General features: G+C 65.8%; 16 protein-coding genes, 1 tRNA gene and 1 other RNA gene. 11 read left to right on the top strand and 7 right to left on the bottom strand.

Annotation, left to right across the window (positions count from 1 at the left end; genetic code table 11):
- Nucleotide 1: 1 nt before the first annotated feature.
- The 3 genes from AC1DRE_RS08000 to AC1DRE_RS07990 form a co-directional block, all read right to left on the bottom strand.
- Nucleotides 2–1,039: an extracellular solute-binding protein gene (locus tag AC1DRE_RS08000; RefSeq protein WP_476984118.1), complete on the bottom strand. Its 1,038-nt coding sequence runs from the start codon at nt 1,037–1,039 to the stop codon at nt 2–4.
- 402 nt (nt 1,040–1,441) lie between these two features.
- Nucleotides 1,442–1,927: a glutathione peroxidase gene (locus tag AC1DRE_RS07995; protein ID WP_104174074.1), complete on the bottom strand. Its 486-nt coding sequence runs from the start codon at nt 1,925–1,927 to the stop codon at nt 1,442–1,444.
- 97 nt (nt 1,928–2,024) lie between these two features.
- Complete coding sequence (locus tag AC1DRE_RS07990) at nt 2,025–3,200, bottom strand: peptidoglycan DD-metalloendopeptidase family protein (RefSeq protein ID WP_476984117.1); 1,176 nt, start codon at nt 3,198–3,200, stop codon at nt 2,025–2,027.
- Nucleotides 3,201–3,613: 413 nt separating this feature from the next.
- Here AC1DRE_RS07990 and AC1DRE_RS07985 point away from each other — a divergent pair, with 413 nt between their 5' ends.
- Nucleotides 3,614–4,525 (top strand): oxygenase MpaB family protein, encoded by a 912-nt coding sequence (locus AC1DRE_RS07985; protein WP_476984116.1) that lies wholly within the window; start codon nt 3,614–3,616, stop codon nt 4,523–4,525.
- A gap of 49 nt (nt 4,526–4,574) precedes the next feature.
- Here the strand turns inward: AC1DRE_RS07985 and AC1DRE_RS07980 are convergent.
- Nucleotides 4,575–4,659 (bottom strand) — tRNA-Ser (locus AC1DRE_RS07980).
- A gap of 416 nt (nt 4,660–5,075) precedes the next feature.
- Between AC1DRE_RS07980 and AC1DRE_RS07975 the strand changes: the two genes are divergently transcribed.
- The 6 genes from AC1DRE_RS07975 to AC1DRE_RS07950 all read left to right on the top strand — a co-directional run bounded on the left by AC1DRE_RS07975 (nt 5,076) and on the right by AC1DRE_RS07950 (nt 11,646).
- Nucleotides 5,076–5,402: a hypothetical protein gene (locus tag AC1DRE_RS07975; protein ID WP_476984115.1), complete on the top strand. Its 327-nt coding sequence runs from the start codon at nt 5,076–5,078 to the stop codon at nt 5,400–5,402.
- Nucleotides 5,403–5,461: 59 nt separating this feature from the next.
- An RNA gene (gene ffs / locus AC1DRE_RS07970) (signal recognition particle sRNA small type) lies at nt 5,462–5,558 on the top strand.
- A 51-nt stretch (nt 5,559–5,609) separates the two neighbouring features.
- The gene (locus tag AC1DRE_RS07965) at nt 5,610–8,822 is read left to right on the top strand and encodes a DNA polymerase III subunit gamma and tau (RefSeq protein WP_476984114.1); all 3,213 of its coding nucleotides are present in this window, start codon (nt 5,610–5,612) and stop codon (nt 8,820–8,822) included.
- A 139-nt stretch (nt 8,823–8,961) separates the two neighbouring features.
- On the top strand, nt 8,962–9,561 hold the full coding sequence (gene recR / locus AC1DRE_RS07960) for a recombination mediator RecR (protein WP_104174078.1): 600 nt from the start codon (nt 8,962–8,964) through the stop codon (nt 9,559–9,561).
- Between the two features lie 25 nt (nt 9,562–9,586).
- The gene (locus AC1DRE_RS07955) at nt 9,587–10,207 is read left to right on the top strand and encodes a GNAT family N-acetyltransferase (RefSeq protein ID WP_476984113.1); all 621 of its coding nucleotides are present in this window, start codon (nt 9,587–9,589) and stop codon (nt 10,205–10,207) included.
- Nucleotides 10,208–10,287: 80 nt separating this feature from the next.
- Nucleotides 10,288–11,646, top strand: coding sequence for an aspartate kinase (locus AC1DRE_RS07950; protein ID WP_104174080.1), 1,359 nt, complete (start codon nt 10,288–10,290; stop codon nt 11,644–11,646).
- A gap of 95 nt (nt 11,647–11,741) precedes the next feature.
- Here the strand turns inward: AC1DRE_RS07950 and AC1DRE_RS07945 are convergent, their stop codons facing one another.
- Entirely contained in the window at nt 11,742–11,924 is a 183-nt protein-coding gene (locus tag AC1DRE_RS07945) for a hypothetical protein (RefSeq protein ID WP_104174145.1), read from the bottom strand.
- 144 nt (nt 11,925–12,068) lie between these two features.
- Nucleotides 12,069–12,296, bottom strand: coding sequence for a hypothetical protein (locus tag AC1DRE_RS07940; RefSeq protein WP_476984112.1), 228 nt, complete (start codon nt 12,294–12,296; stop codon nt 12,069–12,071).
- Between the two features lie 80 nt (nt 12,297–12,376).
- On the opposite strand from AC1DRE_RS07940, the gene AC1DRE_RS07935 reads away from it, so the two are divergent.
- Nucleotides 12,377–12,904: a MarR family winged helix-turn-helix transcriptional regulator gene (locus AC1DRE_RS07935; RefSeq protein WP_476984111.1), complete on the top strand. Its 528-nt coding sequence runs from the start codon at nt 12,377–12,379 to the stop codon at nt 12,902–12,904.
- Nucleotides 12,905–12,944: 40 nt separating this feature from the next.
- Here AC1DRE_RS07935 and AC1DRE_RS07930 read toward each other — a convergent pair whose 3' ends face one another.
- Entirely contained in the window at nt 12,945–16,022 is a 3,078-nt protein-coding gene (locus AC1DRE_RS07930; RefSeq protein ID WP_476984110.1) for a S8 family serine peptidase, read from the bottom strand.
- Between the two features lie 313 nt (nt 16,023–16,335).
- Between AC1DRE_RS07930 and AC1DRE_RS07925 the strand changes: the two genes are divergently transcribed.
- Genes AC1DRE_RS07925 through AC1DRE_RS07915 form a run of 3 tightly spaced genes read left to right on the top strand, consistent with a single transcriptional unit; the run spans nt 16,336 to nt 18,207 of the window.
- Nucleotides 16,336–16,890, top strand: coding sequence for an SSI family serine proteinase inhibitor (locus tag AC1DRE_RS07925; RefSeq protein ID WP_476984109.1), 555 nt, complete (start codon nt 16,336–16,338; stop codon nt 16,888–16,890).
- A 4-nt stretch (nt 16,891–16,894) separates the two neighbouring features.
- The gene (locus AC1DRE_RS07920; protein ID WP_476984108.1) at nt 16,895–17,836 is read left to right on the top strand and encodes a 3-methyladenine DNA glycosylase; all 942 of its coding nucleotides are present in this window, start codon (nt 16,895–16,897) and stop codon (nt 17,834–17,836) included.
- Nucleotides 17,836–18,207, top strand: coding sequence for a serine protease inhibitor (locus AC1DRE_RS07915; RefSeq protein ID WP_476984107.1), 372 nt, complete (start codon nt 17,836–17,838; stop codon nt 18,205–18,207). The genes AC1DRE_RS07920 and AC1DRE_RS07915 overlap by 1 nt, the downstream gene beginning before the upstream one ends.
- Nucleotides 18,208–18,301 lie beyond the last annotated feature (94 nt).

Below are 18,301 nucleotides of genomic sequence, written 5' to 3'. Positions count from 1 at the left end.
CTCAGCTGGCCTGCCACAGCTTGAACTGCTGCTCGGTCTTCTTCAGGTTCTGGGACCACCACTTGTCGTCCCGGACAAGGATCTTGTCCGCGAGGCGCGGGCTGGTGGGCAGCGTGTCGGCAATTTCCTTGGGCAACTTGGAGAGGGCGGGCGTGTTGGCCAGCGTCAGGTTGGTGACCTTGTCGAAGGCCGCTCCCGCCTCGGCATCGTTGGACATGAAGTTCATCAGCTTGAACGCCGCTTCCTTGTTCTTCGCCCCCTTCGGCACCACAAAGTAGTCTCCGGCCAGCACTGCATTCTCGGCCGCGAAGTTCAGCTTGGCGCCGTCAGTGCGGGCGGCATTGATCCGGTTGTTGAAGCTGGTGGAGAGCGAAACCTCGCCGGAGGTGAGCTGCTGGATGGGCTCCTGGTTCGCTGCGTGGTAGAGCAGGCGGTCCTTGCCCGGGTGGTGGCCAAGAACGCGCAGGGCACGGTCCACGTCCAGCGGGTAGATCTTGTCGACCGGGACTCCATCCGCCAATAGCGCCGCCTCGAGGACGGAGCTGTCGGAAAGTTGGTTGTAGACCGAGCGCTTGGTGTTGTACATGTCCTGATCGAAGAACTGGGCCCAGTCTTTTGGCGCCTTGGCATCAGGGATGACGTTCTGGTCCCAGGCCATGACAAACAGGAAGCTCAGGTACTTGATGCCGTATTCGGCCTTTGCGTACCCGGGCAGTCCCTTGTCGCTGATGATGTCGTAGTCGAACTTTTCCAGCAGGCCTTCGGCCACGGCCGTTTCGTACTCGGGAGCGGTGATTTCCACCAGGTCCCACTGCACGTCGCCCGACTGAACCTGCGCCTTGAGCGCGGCCAGGCTGGTGTTGGCCAACAGCGTGGGCTGGATCCCGGTCTGCTTAGCGAACGGGTCAAGGATGGTCTGGGTCAGCTGGTCATTGTACGAACCGCCATAGGAAGTGACGGTCACGGTCTTGTTGGCCGCGGCGCTGTCGGTGGGCTTGGACCCACAGCCGGACAATGCCAAGCCTGCAAACGGCGCCATTGCCGCCGCCTTGAGGATTTGTCTGCGGTCAAGAACTGGGGAACGGAAATCTTTCATGGCGGAACTGCCTCTCATTGGCGCCAGCCATCCCGGCACGCCAAAGGAAGGCGTGCCGCCGGATTGGCTGGCGTGGTGCGGGGTCCTGATCCCTCATCAGCGTTGCGGGACCGACGGCGGCGGTTCGCGCAACGCCGTCCATCACCGAACTGGCCGGGTGGATCTCAAACTCAGCCGTCAAGCGGCCGTTGGGGTGCCGCAACTCTAACTGTGAAGTTGCTCACTAGTCAACGGTTGTAGTGCCTTAATAAACAGAACCTGTATTCCCGGTTGCATCGCGGGAGCAAAAAAGCCCCGGCACAATGTGCCGGGGCTCTTCCTCTGGATGGATCGTTGGCCTTCGCGTCAGGCGAGGGCGTCCTCAATGGCCGCAATGACCTCCGGTGAGTCGGGCTCCACCGTGGGGGCGAAGCGCGCCACTACCGCGCCGTCGCGGTTGACCAGGAACTTCTCGAAGTTCCACTTGACCAGGCCGGGCAGCGGGCCGTTCTTGAACCGGGTGAGCTCGGCATAGAGCGGGTGCTGGTCCTTGCCGCGCACATTCGCCTTGGCGGTGAGCGGGAAGGTCACGCCGAAATTGCGCTGGCAGAATTCGGCGATCTCGGCGTCATTTCCCGGTTCCTGCCCGGCGAACTGGTTGCAGGGCACGCCCAGGATCTCAAAACCCTGGTCCCGGAATTTCCCGTAGAGCAGTTCGAGGCCGGCGTACTGGGGCGTAAAGCCGCATTGGGAGGCCACATTGACCACCATCACCACGTTCCCCTTGAAGCGGCCAAAATCGGTCTCCGTTCCGTCGTTGAGTGTCAGCGGAATGGCGTAAAGGGAATTCACGGAGGGCTTCCTTAGAAATGGGTCATGGCTGTCATTTATGGACAACGGCCAGGCGTACGGGTTCGTGCCCTCGCGAAAGTTTTTTTCGGACGTTATGTCACGGCGTGGGGGTGGCCGTGCCCGTCGGGGTCGGTGCCGGCTGGCTGTCAGTGGGCTCAGGAGCGGTGCCTGGTTCGGTAGTCATCGTGGCAGTGGGTTCCGGTACGGGATCCCCGGTGGGTTCCGTCACGGGCGACACGGTCGGCTCCTGTGTTGGCCCGGCGGTTGGCTCGGCGGTTGGCTCCGCCGTGGAGGTGACCGTCGGTGCGAACGTCGGAGTGGGGGTCTGCGTCGCAGTGGGCGTGGTCGGCGCGGCAGACCCTGTCTGCGGCGGCGTAGGTGTTGTCGTCGCAGACGGCGTGGCGGTCGCCGTCGGCGTTGGCGTCGGCGTTGGCGTCGGCGTCTGCGTGGCGGTCGCCGTCGGGCTCCCCGGTGTTATCGGGGAAGCGGAAGCGCTCGGCGTCGCAGTCGCTGTCGACGACGGCGTCCCTGTCGCCGTCGCGGACGGCGTTCCCGCGACGGGCGCCTCCGTTTCCCCGCCCGCCACCGTATGCGAGTTGTCTGCAGACACGGGGATGGCCCACGTCGGGTCTCCTGCGGGGGCATTCGTACCGGGCGCGTAGCTGATCATGTCGATGTTCCCGAGCTGATCCAGCTGTTTGATGGGCAGGAGCTTCCACTCGAGCGGGTTGGCATGGACTCCGTTGCGGATGGTTTCGAAATGCAGATGGCACCCCGTGGACGAACCGGTGGTGCCAACCTTCGCGATGACTTCGCCCACCTGGACGGAGTCCCCCTTCTTGACGGCGATGCCTTCCAGGTGGTTGTACGTGGTGATCAGCCCGTTGCCGTGGTCGATTTCCACGCGGTTGCCGCCGCCCCAGGGGTGCCAGCCGACGGCCCTGACCACGCCGGCGTCGGCCGCGTAGACCCTTGTGCCGCACGCGGCCGCGAAGTCCTGGCCCCAATGGAACTCCCCCGCGGTGCCGGTCAACGGGCTGACCCGGAGGCCGAAGCCCGAAGTTTCGTTCAGCACTTCGAGGGGCGCCATCAGCGAGCCGGCCGGGGGGCGCCTGAGTTCGTCGGAGGCAACGTTCAGTTCGTGCTTGCCGCTCCGGGAAGTGGTCCGGATGTCACTGCGGCTGAAGGAGAGCAGGGCATTGGCATTCGCAGAGATGCTTTCGGGGGCAATGCCCAGTGGTTTCATGAAAGCGCTGGGCCAGGAAGATGCCATTGCCGGACCGCCCATTGCGGCCTGTTCAGAGGCTGACGCGACCACGGCCGGCGGCGCTGAAGCAGGTCCCTGGAGGCCAAAAGCGATCACGCCAAGCGTCGAGACCGCGCAGACGCCGAGTAGCCGCGCAGCGGCTAGGCAAGGCCTGGCGGGATGTTCCTCGTGCCCATATCCCCAGTGATTTCCCACGTGCTGACTCCTGCGATAGGCCCGCCAGACCCCAATCTCGACGGACTTACGTTTCCTATGGGACCACAGCCCCGTTACCTCTGGGAACCCCTAACGCTGATCCCGTTCGGGCGCTCCCGCGGAATTCCGGCGTTGCGGGCCGGAATTCCCAGCCTGCTCACAGCTCCCGGGCGTCGCGGACCCGCCCGCAGTTCCGTTCCCGGCCGCGTGCGCGAGAATAAAGCATGCGCAATGTCCTCAGGGATTGGCAGGCAGAACTCAAGCAAACTCTTACCGGATCCAGGGACGCAGTGCCTGGCTGGGTTCCCCGGCTGGAAGAGGGCGACGACGCCGGATATCACCTTCCGGGGTCCGCCGTCTGGGCCGTCCATGGGTCGATGGCAACCATCGTGGCTGGCATCCGCGCGCTCCTGATGCAGGCCCTGCACCCGGGCGCCCTCGCCGGCGTCTATGATCACTCGAGGTTCCGCGAAGATCCCTTGGGACGGCTTGCCGGAACCATCCGGTGGATCTTCACCGTGTCCTACGGCTCCACGGCCGCGGCGCGTGAGGCGTCCGACTGGGTACTGCGGCTGCATGAGTCGGTGCGCGGCGAATATGTGGACGGCCATGGCGTCGCCCGGAGCTACTCAGCCAACGACCCCGAACTGCTCCGATGGGTGCACATCGCGTTTACGGACGCATTCCTCTCCGCCCACAAGATCTGGGGCCCGCCCATCCCTGGCGGACCGGATGCCTACGTCCGCGAGTGGGCACAGGCAGGCCGGCTGATGGGAGTGGATTCACCCCCGCTCAGCGAAACGGAGATGCGGCAACAGCTGGACAGCTGGTACGACGACGGCGAGCTCCGCTCCGATGAGAGGGTCGCCGAGATGGTGTCGTTCATCCGCAACCCGCCGCTTCATCCTTCGCTGCGCCGCGGCTACAGGATGCTGTTTGCCGCCGCTGTTTCCAGCCTCGAACCGAAGTACCGGGACATGCTGGGACTCCGGACGCCGCAGCTGGGGCCCTTTCCGCTTCCGGTGCGGCTCGGCACCAAAGTGGCTCTCGCCGTCGTCCATGTGGCCCTGGGCAGGGTTGGGCAGAGTGAACTGGCCGCGAGGCGCCGCCTTCGCCGTTTGGGGTTTGAAGCCTAGACGGGCTCGGAACGCAAAAAGGCCCCGGTCCGAGGACCGGGGCCAAACGCGGAGAATGGGGGATTTGAACCCCCGAGGGCGTTAACCCAACACGCGTTCCAGGCGTGCGCCATAGGCCGCTAGGCGAATTCTCCAGTAGCTTCTGAATCAAAAGCAGATACTAGAATACCTGAACTTTTCGGCATCACCCAATTGGGCCTGATTGCGCGTTACGCCAACGCATTCAGCGGCCGCCCGCGGGCACGGGTTCCGCGGACTGGCGCGCCCGTGAGCCACGCCAGGAGAGTGCCCACGAAAAGTGCCCTTAACGTCAAAATGGACGCCCCCAATGCGCCCACTCCTCCGGAACACCGTTGAGCTGCCGGGTCCGGCCCTCGCGCCAGGCCCTGCAGCTCACAACCTTGAGCTCAAGTTGAGATTGCCCCAATCGGTGTACATATCAATGGTCCGCCTTGTGCCGATGATAAGCAAGGGTTGCTACTTGAATATCCGCGGACCGTTACCTAGTTGTGCTGCTATCCGTTCTTTCAGTTACTGGGAGGATGGGCGTATGACGCAGCTCCACGCCCTGGTGACCTACGTTCCCGCCGATCACGCCGAGGCGGTCCTTACTGCGTTGGGCGATGCCGGCGCGGGACGGATCGGCAACTATTCGCACTGCGCGTTCACCGCACCGGGCACCGGCCGGTTCACGCCCCTCACCGGGTCCCGTCCTTTCATCGGAGCAGCGGGCCAAGGCGAGCAGGTGCCGGAAGTAAGGATCGAATGCGTCGTGGAGGCAGAACTGCTCGATGCGGTGGTCCTTGCCCTGCGTTCCGCCCATCCGTATGAGGAACCGGCGCTGATGAGCTGGGAAGTGAACGGGCACCGCTCCTGACTGAACACAGGGCGTCCGCAGCCGGTTCGGGGCACACGAAATCATCGGGTAAACTCATTGACGGCCCCTCATGTGGCGTCATCCTGTTGAACTCCCCCAGGACCGGAAGGTAGCAAGGGTAAATGGGCTCTGGCGGGTGCATGGGGGGTCTTTACTATTCCCCCACAGGGCGGCAAACTGTCAGCCCGGATTGGTAGGGTTTTCTCTGTGAGTGTTACAACCGCCCTTTATCGCAGATACCGTCCGGACTCGTTTGCTGACGTTATCGGGCAGGAACATGTCACGGAGCCGCTGATGACGGCGCTGCGAAAGAACCGCGTCAACCACGCCTACCTGTTTTCCGGTCCGCGCGGCTGCGGAAAGACCACCTCGGCCCGCATCCTGGCCCGCTGCCTGAACTGCGCCGAAGGCCCCACGGACACTCCCTGCGGTAAGTGCCCCAGCTGCGTTGAACTGGCGCGCGGCGGCTCGGGTTCCCTTGACGTGATCGAGATCGACGCCGCGAGCCACGGTGGCGTCGACGACGCCCGCGACCTGCGCGAACGCGCCACGTACGCCCCCGTTCGGGACCGCTACAAGATCTTCATCATCGACGAAGCCCACATGGTCACCTCTGCCGGCTTCAACGCGTTGCTCAAGATCGTGGAAGAGCCGCCGGAACACATCAAGTTCATCTTCGCCACCACGGAGCCGGACAAGGTGATCGGCACCATCCGCTCGCGGACCCACCACTATCCGTTCCGCTTGGTACCGCCCGAGCCCCTCATGGCGTACCTTGAACTGCTCTGTAACCAGGAAGACGTTCCTGTGGCCCCAGGAGTGCTGTCCCTGGTCATCCGGGCCGGTGGCGGTTCGGTGCGGGACTCGCTCTCCGTCCTGGACCAGCTGATGGCCGGTGCCGGCCCCAACGGGCTGGACTACGAACTTGCCGTGGCCCTCCTCGGCTACACCCACGCATCCCTGCTGGACGACGTCGTCGAAGCCGTGGCCGCCTCGGACGCCGCTACCGTCTTCCGCGCAGTGGACCGCGTCATCCAGACCGGCCACGATCCCCGCCGCTTCGTCGAGGATCTCCTGGAACGCTTCCGCGACCTCATCATCGTCCAGGCCATGCCTGAAAGCGCCCAGTCGATCCTGCGCGGCATGCCGGCCGACCAGATAGCGCGCCTGCAGAACCAGGCGCACAACCTTGGCGCAGCCGAGCTCTCCCGCGCCGCAGACGTCACCAACACCGCCCTCACGGAGATGACGGGGGCAACGTCGCCACGGCTTCACCTTGAGCTGCTGTGCGCCCGTATCCTCCTCCCCAGCTCCGAGCAGACTGAACGCGGTATCGCCGCTCGGATCGACCGTGTTGAGCGCCGCCTGAACTACGGCGGCAACGACGTCGGGGCTCCGGCCGCGGCTTCCGGCCCAACACCTGCACCCGCACCCGCACCCGCACCCGCACCCGCACCCACGACGGTAGCTGGGCCGCCAGTGGCCCAGCCGTCAGCGGTTCCCGCGCCTGCTTCCGCGCCCGTTTCTGCACCTGTGGCTGCCCCGCCTGCCGCAGCACCGGCACCTGCTCCCGTGGCAGATGCCCAGCCCGCGGCAGCCCGCAGCGAGGCGCCTGCCCGGGAATCCCTCACCCCGCCCCGTGTCTCCACGGCCGACTGGCCCGTTGACGAGTCGGCAACAGCAAATCGCGGCATGTCCGGCCAAGTCCCCTCCCGTCCGGCTGCTCAGCAGCCTGCGGCGGCGACGCCGGTCCCCGCGCAGCCTGCGGCGGCACCGGCACCATCCGAGCGGTCGGCGCAGCCTGCGGCGGCCCAGCCGGACCCGGTGAGAACCGAAGCAAGGCAGCCGACGGCGGACAGTCCGGTTCCGGCTGCCGGTCCTGGCGGCGACGTCGAGGTCCTTCGCCGTGCCTGGCCCGACATCCTGCAGACCCTGAGCAAGATCAAACGCAGCACCTGGGCCCTCGTGGAACCGAATGCCCAGGTGGGCCAGTTCGACGGTCACGTGCTGACTCTGGCCTTCACCACCTCCGGACTCGCCGGCGCCTTCGGACGGGCAGACCACTCGGAAAATCTCCGCCAGGCAATCCACAAAACCGTGGGCATCGACTGCCAGATCAACGCGGTCTCCGGCGGCGCCAGCAGCTCAGCGAGCTCTGAGCCAAACCCAAAAGCACCCGCTAGCCGGGACACTTCGGCGACCCAAAAAGCACCCGCCGGCAGGGAAACCCAGGCGACGTCGGCTGACGTTGCCTGGGGCCTTGCCCCTGCGGCTACAGGAGCGGACGCTGCTCCCGTCCGGACGCCTGCACCCGCGCCTTCCGCCGATGCCACTTCCCCCCAACCGGGCACGGGCTCAGCACCTGTCCGCCCCACCGCGGCCGGCGCAGGATCGGCCGTCGATGCTGGCACCGCCGTGGCTTCCGGCGCCGCAAACCCCGATGTGCGGCCTGCCCCGGCTGCGCCATCGTCGCAAGACGACGTTTCCGGTTCCTACAGTTACCCCGACGACGACTGGGGTCCGCCCCTGGACGAAGATGCCCCTCCGATGGAGGAAGAACCGCCCATGGACTGGGCGCCGTCCGCTCCGGCGCAGTCGCGTCCGGCCCAGCCCGGCCCTGCGTCGGCGGGCACACCTGCGCGTCCGGCCCAGGACGGCCAGCACTCAAGCCAGCTACCGGCCAAGAAGTCATCCGTGGGCGGCACTTCAGCGGGCGGGCCAAGCACTGCGACCACCGAGGATCCGTGGGCCCGCGCCATGGAAGAGGCGCCCGGAGTCTGGACCGTGGGTGCTGAGTCGAACGTGGGCAAGTCCGTGGAAAACCCGGACATGGCCGGGCAGCCAGCTGAGCCGGAACCCCCGACCCCCCACTACGAGCCTGCCGCAGCCCAGCTCCCCCGGGCCGTCGAGGTGCCGCAGGACACGCCGCCGCTCCAGCCCGCCGAAGCCCCGCACCCGGCAGAGATCCGGCAGCCGGTCGGGGCACTCTCCGGTGCGGGCAGTTCCTCTGCGGGCTGGGCACCGTCCGCACAGTATGGTCCCGCAGCGGCGGCCGATCCCTCAGCTACGATGTCCGGCCCCGATGTCCGCAGCGTCGCAGCTGCACCTGCACCTGCACCGGCGGCGTACGCATCCCCTGCGCAGGCAGCTCCCGCCCCGGCATCCGCCCCCGGCGCTGCGGTGAAGCAGAGCCTGTACCAGCGGCTCTCCAACAGCCCGGAGGCCGAAGCCGGCCGGGCCAAAGCCCCTGCGCGCCAGGCGGAGGCCACCAAGACCTACGTCCAGGACATCCCCAGTGCGGATGACGAAACGATCGAGGAATCGGGCGTCTTTGGACGCGCCGCCGTCGAGCGTATTCTGGGCGGAAAGCTGGTGGAGGAACGGTCGCTGGACGGAAGCCCGCTGCCGCCCCGTTTCTAGCCCGCCGCCGGGCGGGTGCGTCCTTTTGGGCGGATCCGACCGCACGGCCTGACGCCGGTCGCCTTCAGCGAACGGACGCCGAAGGGCCACCGCCCGCCAACCTGCGATTCAAACAAACGAGTTAACGAACGAGGACATTGTGTACGAAGGTGCAGTTCAAGAGCTGATCGACGAACTTGGCCGCCTTCCCGGCGTGGGGCCTAAGTCCGCCCAACGGCTGGCATTCCACATCCTCGAAGCGGACCCGCAGGATATGAAGCGGCTTGTCGACGCCATCACCACCGTCAAGGAACGCGTGAAATTCTGCACCGTTTGCGGCAACGTCACGGAGCAGGAGCTGTGCAACATCTGCCGCGACCCGCGCCGCGATCCGTCTGTCATCTGCGTTGTGGAGGAATCCAAGGACGTCCTGGCTGTTGAGCGCACCCGATCCTTCCGGGGCCGCTACCACGTCCTCGGCGGCGCCATCAATCCCATCGCCGGTGTCGGGCCGGAACAGTTGCGGATCAGGGAGCTCCTGACGCGGCTCAATGACGGCGCCATCCAGGAGATCATCATCGCCACCGACCCCAATCTTGAGGGAGAGGCCACAGCCACGTACCTGGCCAGGATGCTGAAGTCGATCGGCATCGCGGTCACCAGGCTTGCCTCCGGCCTGCCGGTGGGCGGCGACCTGGAATACGCGGACGAGGTCACCCTGGGGCGGGCGTTCGAGGGCCGCCGTAACGCGCTGAGCTGACCCGGCCACCAACGGCAGCAGCCCCATGCAACCGCTCCCCTCCCTCGTCACGGAACGCCTGGAACTGCGCCCCCTGACGCAATCCGACGCCGTCGCCCTGCGCGGACTCCGGGGTCATCCCGATGCAGTCCGCTATTTGTCGCACCAGCCACTGAGCGCCGCACAGACCGATCTCCTCCTCGCCGATTTGCTGACCCGGGCGGAACGCTCCACAGCCGACTGGTTCCATATCGGCTGGGCCGTGGTGCTCCGGTCAACGGGTGCGGTGATCGGCGACGGCCGCACGTGGAACACACCGGAACCGCCGCTGCCGGGCAGCCTGCCCGCCCGCTATGCCAGCCTCGGCTACCTCCTCCACCCGGACCACCACGGCAAAGGCTACGGCAGCGAAGCCGCCGCGGCGCTGGTCCGCTGGCTCTTCACCGACGGCGGCACCGACGCCATTTACGCCGGCGTCTACGAGCCCAACACCGCCTCACGGCGCCTCCTCGAACGCCTCGGCTTCGTCCGGGATCGTTACTTCACCGCCACCCAGGACACCCACGGCAAGGCGCTGGCTTCCTGGCGCTACCGCCTGGACCGGGCGGGGTGGAGCGCCGGGCCACCATACGGTCACAATTCAACGCCGCGCGGCTCCCGGCGATAAACTGGGCACATCAGTTACGCCGTCGCGCCGTTAGGTTGCTTGGCCCCGGAACCCCGATTTGATCCAGTGAGGGTGCGCGCATGAGTATGCCCACTACCGAAGTGAAGACCGAAAATCAGCCGCATGTGGTGCCGATCGCCGTTGGCCGCACCAAGCAGCTCATTGTGCAGAAGTTCGGCGGCTCCTCGGTTTCTGACGCGGACGGCATCAAACGGGTGGCAAAGCGTGTGGTTGATGCGCAGAAGGCCGGCAACGAAGTAGTTGTGGTGGTCTCCGCCATGGGCGACACCACCGACGAACTCCTGGACCTTGCCGCGCAGGTCACCGATTCAGCCCCTGCACGCGAAATGGACATGCTCCTCTCCGCCGGTGAGCGCATCTCCATGGCCCTCGTGGCCATGGCCATCAACAAGCTCGGCGCCTCGGCCCAGTCCTTCACCGGATCACAGGCAGGCATGATCACCGACGGCATCCACGGCAAGGCACGCATCATCGACGTCGACCCGCACCGGATCCGCACCGCCCTGGACAAAGGGCATATCGCCATCGTGGCCGGCTTCCAGGGGATGAGCCGCACCACCAACGAGATCACCACCCTGGGGCGCGGCGGCTCCGACACCACGGCAGTGGCCCTGGCCGCAGCCCTGGACGCCGACGTCTGCGAAATCTACACGGACGTGGACGGTATCTACACCGCGGATCCCCGGGTGGTCGCCTCCGCCCAGAAGATCGACCGTATCTCCAGCGAAGAAATGCTGGAACTGGCCGCTTCCGGCGCCAAGATCCTGCACCTGCGCTGCGTGGAATATGCGCGGCGCTTCGGCGTGCCGCTGCACGTGCGTTCCTCATTCAGCCAGAACGAAGGCACCTGGGTCATGCCCGGAGCCGACGACAAGATCACGACCCAAGAGGGAGTTGCCTTGGAGCAGCCAATCATCTCCGGCGTTGCACACGACCGTTCCGAAGCCAAGGTCACCGTGGTGGGAGTCCCCGACATTCCGGGCAAGGCCGCCGCGATCTTCCAGGTGATCGCCGACGCACACTCCAACATCGACATGATCGTCCAGAACGTCTCCACGCACGGCACGGGCCGGACGGATATCTCCTTCACGCTTCCCATCGTGGAAGGTGCTGACGCGCTCACTGCCCTCCGTGCCGCCCAGCCGGAAATCGGCTTCGAAAGCATCGAATACAACGAGCAGATCGGCAAGCTCTCCCTGATCGGCGCCGGCATGCGTTCACACCCCGGTGTTTCGGCCACGTTCTTCAAAGCCCTGTCCGATGCCGGGATCAACATCAATATGATCTCGACCTCGGAAATCCGCATCTCCGTGGTGACGCACGCGGACCTGCTCGACGACGCGGTCCGGGCCATCCACAAGGCATTCGGCCTGGACAGCGAAGACGAAGCAACGGTGTACGGCGGCACCGGCCGCTAAGGCCTTAGCTCCCACCGCAGAAGAACGGCACAGCGGCAGGACCGCTGTGCCGTTCTTTTTTATGCAGTTCTTTTGTGTGCAGTTCCATCCGCGGGCTACGTGATGTCTTCCTTGCGGACCGCGTAGTGGTGGCCCTCGGAATCTGTCTCTACTTCGAAGTGGGCCAGGTCTTCTTCGGAAGCAGCCTCAAAATCGTCGTGCTTATGAACAACAGGTGCCGCAGTATCACCCCGCGTTGCTGGTCCGAAGAAGAACCGCAGCTTGTCGGTCTTGCTCATAAACCGCTGAATCGCCTTTGCCACGATCCCCACCCCCTTTCCCTTGCTCGGGTCAAGCAGTGATGCGTTGGCCGGTTGGTGCGTGTGCCCATATTTTACGCCCGCGGACGCAAAAAGGCCCCGGGATGAGGAGCCTGAAACGGCTCAGCGAAGGGACTTGTCGTCCGGGTTCCGGGGCACCACATACGTGCTGCCGTCCGGCCTGCGAATCGTTTCCCACTGCTGCGACTCCTCTTCGCGGCGGGCAAGGAGGGCCTTGTTCTCGTCGGTCATCTCGTGGCCCAGCGCGCTGCGGTTCGCGGGCCCGAAAATGGCCCGGAGCCTGCCTGTGGCGCGCATGAACCTTTGGGCTGCATTTTCCTTGTTGGCCATTGCGGAATCCCTTTCAGAACGGTCGAGTCCAATCCAGTGTACGCTAATCATTAGCCCACTAACGATTGAGGTGAAACCCGATGAACCAGCGCTTGGCCGCGGCCATCGAAGCGTCTGACGAAGACCTCCTGCTGGAGCATCAGCTCTGCTTCGCACTGACCGTAGCGTCCCGGAGCGTCGTGGGCGCTTACAAACCGGTGCTGGACAGGCTGGGGCTGACCCACCCGCAGTACCTCGTGATGCTCTGCCTGTGGGAGTCCAGCCCGCGCTCGGTCCGCGATATCAGCGACGCCCTGGCCCAGGAGCCCGCCACCATTTCGCCGCTCTTGCGCCGCCTTGAAACGGCCGGCTACATCACGCGTGGCCGCGCCGCCGGCAACGAACGCGCACTGGCCGTCGGACTCACCCCGAGCGGCGCAGCCCTCCGGCAACAGGCGACGGCGGTCCCCGGAACCATGATGGAGCGGCTGGGCCTGACCCGCGATGAGGTAGGCCACTTGCACCAGGCAATGATGGACCTGATTGCAGCCACCAAAACCGCAGCCGAACGTGATGCGGCCGGGCTGGGCGCTACTGGCGCCCAGCCCGGCGCCCAATCTGGCACCTAGCCCGGAGTCCCGTCAGCTTCGAAGCCCGCGCATCCGCCGATTACGGTGCCGTCACAGTGACGTTAAGCTGCGTCGAGGGACCCGTACCGAAGCGGATCACGCCCACCCAGTTGCCTGCCTCAAGGCCGGCCCAGCTGGCCGTGAGCTCGCCAGTGGCGCCGTTTTCAATGGCGAGCGGGTTGGGACTGACCGTCAGGTTTCCGGCGTCGCCGGCTAGGACCATCGCTTCGACGGAAGCTGCCGTCGCCGCGTTGCCGGGGCTGGCAAAGAGGTTGGTGGTCACCTTCCAGTCGCCTGCCACCGGGTCCGCGACGGAGACGGCCTCGTTGGCTGCAGGTGTGGCCCCCGCGTACAGCACACCAGCCGGCGAGACCACGTACAGATCGAAGTCCGCCGCGGGATTGGCTGAGATGACCGCGAACCTGGCGAGGGAAGAACCTGCCGGGACGTTGACGACCTGAACGTCGTTGGCACCGTCCTTGACCCCGGTGTACGGGCCGGGAACCAGGCTGATCGCCGTCGAATTAGCCTTGGCAAGCCCCCTTACCGCCAACTCGATCGGTTCGGGACTGCCGGAGGTCACCGGAATGACGGCGCTGCCGCTTCCGCCGGCGGAAGCGGCATTGACGACAGCCGGCGCCACTGCGGTCACGGACCGGATGGCCACCGGCGAGCGGACAGTGGCCGCATCCGAAGTCCAGGTGAGTGATCCGCCGACGAATGCGTCCAGGGTGGCACCGGAGTTGGTGAACTGCACCGTGAAGGTGGCCTTCTCGCCTTCTCCAAGGGTCAGCACGTCCGGCGTCACTTCGGCAGCTACTCCCGGAAGGTCGACGTCGGCACGGTAGGTTCCGGCAGTCAATGCAGTCACCGTCCGCGTCACCGTTTGGGTGCCGGTGAGCCCGCCGATGGCGATCGACGGCAGATTGACGTCCTTGGTGGCCACCGGGGCAACACCCAGCTGATACCCAAGCCCCTGCAGGAATCCGAGCCAGTCGTTCGGGCCGGCGTCGTACACCAGTCCGGGTGATGCCATCCGGGCAGGATCGACCTGCCCGGCGCCCTGCGCGAAGACGTCGTGAACGGGGGTTCCTTCAGCGTCCACCAGATCGTAAGCCGTGGTCATCATCGCTGATTTCACCGCAGCCGGGGACCACAGGGGGTTCTTGCCCAGCAGCAGGGCCCCGAGCCCGGCGATCTGCGGCGCGGCCATGGATGTTCCTGAAAGGAAGCCGAAGTTCTGGCCGTTGGAGCCGATGGGCGAGACAGCAGCCAGGACGCCTACTCCGGGAGCCGCAATATCCGGTTTCAGGAGGTCGCTGTTGGCTGCCAGCGTAGGTCCGCGGGATGAGAAGCCTGCGATTTGCGGTACTGGCGGCGGGTCCAGGCCGGTGGTATCGGTTGATACCAGGCTCGCCGTCAACGCCGCGTCAGCTGCAACCACGTCTTTGATGGCGGGGTCGTCAAGGTGGACCGTCGGAACACTGTGCAGGTCCACGTCCAGCGAGTTGGGCGTCAGGTTGACCAGGACCATTCCAACGCCGCCTGCCTGTGCCACGGACAGGCTCTTGGCCGTCCGGTCCACCACGCCGCGGTCACAGATCACGATCTTGCCCGCGGTCTTGGCCGGGTCCAGTGTGCCCGGAGCGCATAGGGCCGCATTGGCGTCGGGGGCAGCGGCCAGCTTCACACTGACGGCGAGCGCAATGGGCGCGTCCGTGACTTCAGTCGCCATGATGCTGGCGCCGGCGAATTTGTCTCCGCTGGACAACTCCACCGTGCCGCGGAGGCTGCTGCTGTGGGTCGATGCAGCCACACTGGTCATCCACGGAGCGGCATGGTTCACGGTACTGGCCACGGGTCCCGAGTTTCCGGCCGAGGCGGCCACGAATATCCCGGCGGCCGCGGCGTTCAGGAAGGCGATGGATACCGGGTCAACGGTGGAGTTGTTGGTGCCGGAGATGGAATAGCTCAGGACGTCGACGCCGTCCCTGATGGCGTCCTCAATGGCCTCCACACTGCTGGAACCGAAGCAGCCAGTGGTTGCCGGGCTGATGCCCTCCCAGCAGATTTTGTAGATGGCGAGTTTTGCAGCCGGGGCCACACCCGATCCCTTGCCGAAATCACGGCCACCAACAGCCTGGCTGACATTGCTGTTACCTGCCGCCGTGCTGGCTGTATGCGAGCCATGGTTGTTGATGTCCAGCGGCGAGTACGATTCCTTCGGCGAACGCAGGCCCGGGGGAACGGTTGCCTTGAAGGCTTCGTCATAGTAGCGGGCGCCGATGACCTTGCTGTTGCACTCCGTTCCGGCGAATTGAACGCCTGCCTCGCAGACCCCTGCGAACGTGCTCCCGTCCGCCTTCAGCATGGTGATCTGGTTCGTTGCCGACAGATACGGTTCGCCAACCTGCGGGCCTCCCGAGAGCGGCTTCACCTGTCCGCCGGCGAAGTAGGGATTGACCGGGGTGTAGCCCGTATCAAGCACCCCCACCACCGTTCCCTTGCCGGCGTTGGCGTCGCCGCCGAAATGTTCGGCCCAAACTCCGTTGGGACCGGGCAGACCCAGGAATTCAGTGCTTGAGTAATCAATTTTGTAGAGGCTGTCCTTAACGACAGCGAGGACGTTTCCGTCCTTGCTCAACGCATTTGCCTGTTCCGCGGACAGCTCCGCACTGAAGCCGTTCACCGCGAGGGTGTAACTGTCGTCGATGGCCACGCCTTCTTCCGCGGCCAGCTTTGCCTGCTGTGACTCAAGGTGCGCTGCGTAGCGCTGGGACTCAGCGCTGCCGGCGTCGAGCTTCCTGCCGTTGGACACGGCGGTCCCCGGGATTCCGTCGACTCCGCCGGTGTAGGCAGCCAGGGGCTTGTCCTTCAGCATCACAATGTAGCGGCCGCCGTCCAGGGACGGTTGATCGTCAACCGGCGAACCGTCCTCAAGTCCCGGCGGATCCGTCTGCGACGCGGGGGCCGCAGGGTCGGCGGTGTCTGCGGCTGCCCAGGCCGGGGCCGCCAGACCCTGGCCGGTCAGGAGGGAGATTCCCAAAGCGACGGCGGCGGCGAGGTGTGCGGCCGGATTTCTGCTTTGAGTGCGGGGGCCCACATGCGGGTAAGTCATGACGTACTGCCTCCTAGGTTGTCGGACCGTTGGCGTGACCGGTCCCACGGACTGGAAGTATCCGTCCACGTCGGCGCAACGTGGGCGTGAGGCCATACATCCAGTGATGGGAGAAACATACCGGAGTGCGGCTGCGGAATCGAGATGTTCCGGACAGATTTAATCGCCTGGCCCTTGGCGGCCTGATGCCGCCGCCCCGCCCAGCCCGCGGCAAGGCCGGGTCCAGCCCGGATCCAGGCGCCGCCAAGGTCCAACGGCAGGGTCCATCGCCGCGCACCGGCGATAGAATGGACCAAAATGAGGAGGACCGGTAATGCGTAAGGCATGGATTCACGCACTCGTTCTGGTATCCGTTGTTGGCCTCGCCGCTTGCTCGCCGGGCGGCGGCGGTCCCAGCCCTTCGCCCTCCCCCACGGCTACGAGTGCCGGCCCGTCCACGGCCACGCCGTCGCCGGATACCGAAACCACGGTCCCTGCACCTTCCCCTCCCCCATCCTCCGTACCCGCCACCGCCGGACCTGGCCAGGGGAATGCCGAGCTCGCGATCATGGTCAAACCTGCCGAATCGGAACCCGCCCAGAACTTCACGCTGGTCTGCAAGGACGGCGTCCCGGCTCCGGAAAGCAGCCATCCGTCAGCCGCTGCCGCCTGCACGGCACTGAAGGACAACCCTGCCGTGCTGAGCCCTGCACCCCGCAAGACGGACCAGGCCTGCACACAGCAGTACGGCGGCCCGCAGCAGGCCACTGTCACCGGAATCGTTGATGATTCGCCGGTGGATGCTTCATTCGCCCGAAGGGACGGCTGCGAAATCGGACTCTGGAATGCAGCCAAGGACGTCCTGGGATCCGCAGGCGGAGCGCCCTAGCCGAATGCATACTGTGAAGCCCGGCCAGCAATACGTGCTGCCCATGGACGTCTGGCAGCACCGCGAAGCAGCCCACCAGGACCGGGTCAGGCGCTACGCCGACCCCTACCTTGCCCGCCGCTCCGCCGGGAAAAAACACCCCGTTGAGGACTTCCTCTTCACGTACTACACCCAGAAACCAGGCCAGCTCCTGCGCTGGCACCCCGGCGCCGGCGCCGTCCTTACCGGGCCGGACGCAGCGGCCCGCTCCGCCTGGAAGTACTACCGGATGCTCGACGACGACGAGCTCGCCGCCGCCGGGCTGCCGGCAGGAACCACTGCCGCAACCTTTGACCGCGGCCCTTTCCTTGCCGAGCGGCGGGAGGCGCTGCAGTTTGCCGGGATAATCCTGCGGGGCACGGCCTTGCGCCCTGCCCAGTTTGGCTGCTTCGGGCTGCACGAGTGGGCGATGGTGTACCGCCAGGACAAATTTGAGCTGCGCCACGAATACCTGCAGCTGCGCCTCGGCGCAGCGGGCACCGACCGGGTGGTCGAGGACAACAGGATCCGGTGCTCGCACTTTGACGCTTTCCGCTTCTACACACCGGATGCCATCCCGCTCAACGAGCTCACTCCCAGCCGGGACAACCAGCGGTCCATGGAACAGCCGGGCTGCCTGCACGCCAACATGGACCTCTACAAATGGGCCTACAAGCTGTCGCCCGCCCTGCCCAGTGAGCTGGTCATGGATTGCTTCGAGCTGTCCTGGCGGGTCCGGGCTATGGACATGCAGGCGTCCCCGTACGACCTTGAGGAGTGGGGCTACCCGCCCATCGCGATCGAAACGGCGGCGGGCAAGGCGGAGTACGTGGAGCATCAGCGCGCCTTCTCCGCCGAGGCGCAGGAGCTCCGGACACGGCTGCTCGACGCGCTGGCACCCCTGCTCGAGGGGATCAGGGAGGACTGATGGCCGGAGACGTGGATCTGACCGTCCGGCTGACGGAGGCACCCGGGGCACCGGAGTACGAGTTCCGCCTGGTTTTCCGCACCGGAACAGCGGCGCAGGCCGCCGCCCTGGAGGGTTCAACGCTGCCGGACCCCGGCGCTGCCCTGGCCGCCGTCGAACGCTTCGGCGAGGAAGCCTTTTTCGTGCCGCGGCCGGCGGACATGATGTGCACCCAGCAATACGGCGGCCCGCAGGTGGCCGTAGTGACCGGGACGTTCCACGGCCGTCCCGTGCACAGCCGTTTCAGCCTGACCGACGGCTGCGAGATTGCACGCTGGCGTTCCATGGCCCCGCTTTTCGGCGGCACCCCGGGGACCTCCGGCCAAATCTGAGCATCCGCGCCACACACCCGCCTTTCAAGAGGAACGTCCCGGGAGCCGTGCGGCCACCGGGACGTTCCTGTTGAACGGCGTTCGTTATTCAGTT

The organism is Arthrobacter sp. P4_H3 (genome assembly GCF_056400885.1).
The sequence above is the reverse complement of the archived record's forward strand: the minus strand, read 5'-3'. Positions and strand labels throughout refer to the sequence as shown.

Bases quoted from the DNA above. Each gene is read 5' to 3' on its own strand.
- AC1DRE_RS07920 (WP_476984108.1), top strand. From the start codon at position 16,895: ATGCATACTGTGAAGCCCGGCCAGCAATACGTGCTGCCCATGGACGTC.
- AC1DRE_RS07945 (WP_104174145.1), bottom strand. From the start codon at position 11,924: ATGAGCAAGACCGACAAGCTGCGGTTCTTCTTCGGACCAGCAACGCGG.
- AC1DRE_RS07915 (WP_476984107.1), top strand. From the start codon at position 17,836: ATGGCCGGAGACGTGGATCTGACCGTCCGGCTGACGGAGGCACCCGGG.
- AC1DRE_RS07955 (WP_476984113.1), top strand. From the start codon at position 9,587: ATGCAACCGCTCCCCTCCCTCGTCACGGAACGCCTGGAACTGCGCCCC.
- AC1DRE_RS07925 (WP_476984109.1), top strand. From the start codon at position 16,336: ATGCGTAAGGCATGGATTCACGCACTCGTTCTGGTATCCGTTGTTGGC.
- AC1DRE_RS07985 (WP_476984116.1), top strand. From the start codon at position 3,614: ATGCGCAATGTCCTCAGGGATTGGCAGGCAGAACTCAAGCAAACTCTT.
- AC1DRE_RS07940 (WP_476984112.1), bottom strand. From the start codon at position 12,296: ATGGCCAACAAGGAAAATGCAGCCCAAAGGTTCATGCGCGCCACAGGC.
- AC1DRE_RS07950 (WP_104174080.1), top strand. From the start codon at position 10,288: ATGAGTATGCCCACTACCGAAGTGAAGACCGAAAATCAGCCGCATGTG.
- AC1DRE_RS07975 (WP_476984115.1), top strand. From the start codon at position 5,076: ATGACGCAGCTCCACGCCCTGGTGACCTACGTTCCCGCCGATCACGCC.
- AC1DRE_RS07930 (WP_476984110.1), bottom strand. From the start codon at position 16,022: ATGACTTACCCGCATGTGGGCCCCCGCACTCAAAGCAGAAATCCGGCC.
- AC1DRE_RS07935 (WP_476984111.1), top strand. From the start codon at position 12,377: ATGAACCAGCGCTTGGCCGCGGCCATCGAAGCGTCTGACGAAGACCTC.
- AC1DRE_RS08000 (WP_476984118.1), bottom strand. From the start codon at position 1,039: ATGGCGCCGTTTGCAGGCTTGGCATTGTCCGGCTGTGGGTCCAAGCCC.
- AC1DRE_RS07990 (WP_476984117.1), bottom strand. From the start codon at position 3,200: ATGGCATCTTCCTGGCCCAGCGCTTTCATGAAACCACTGGGCATTGCC.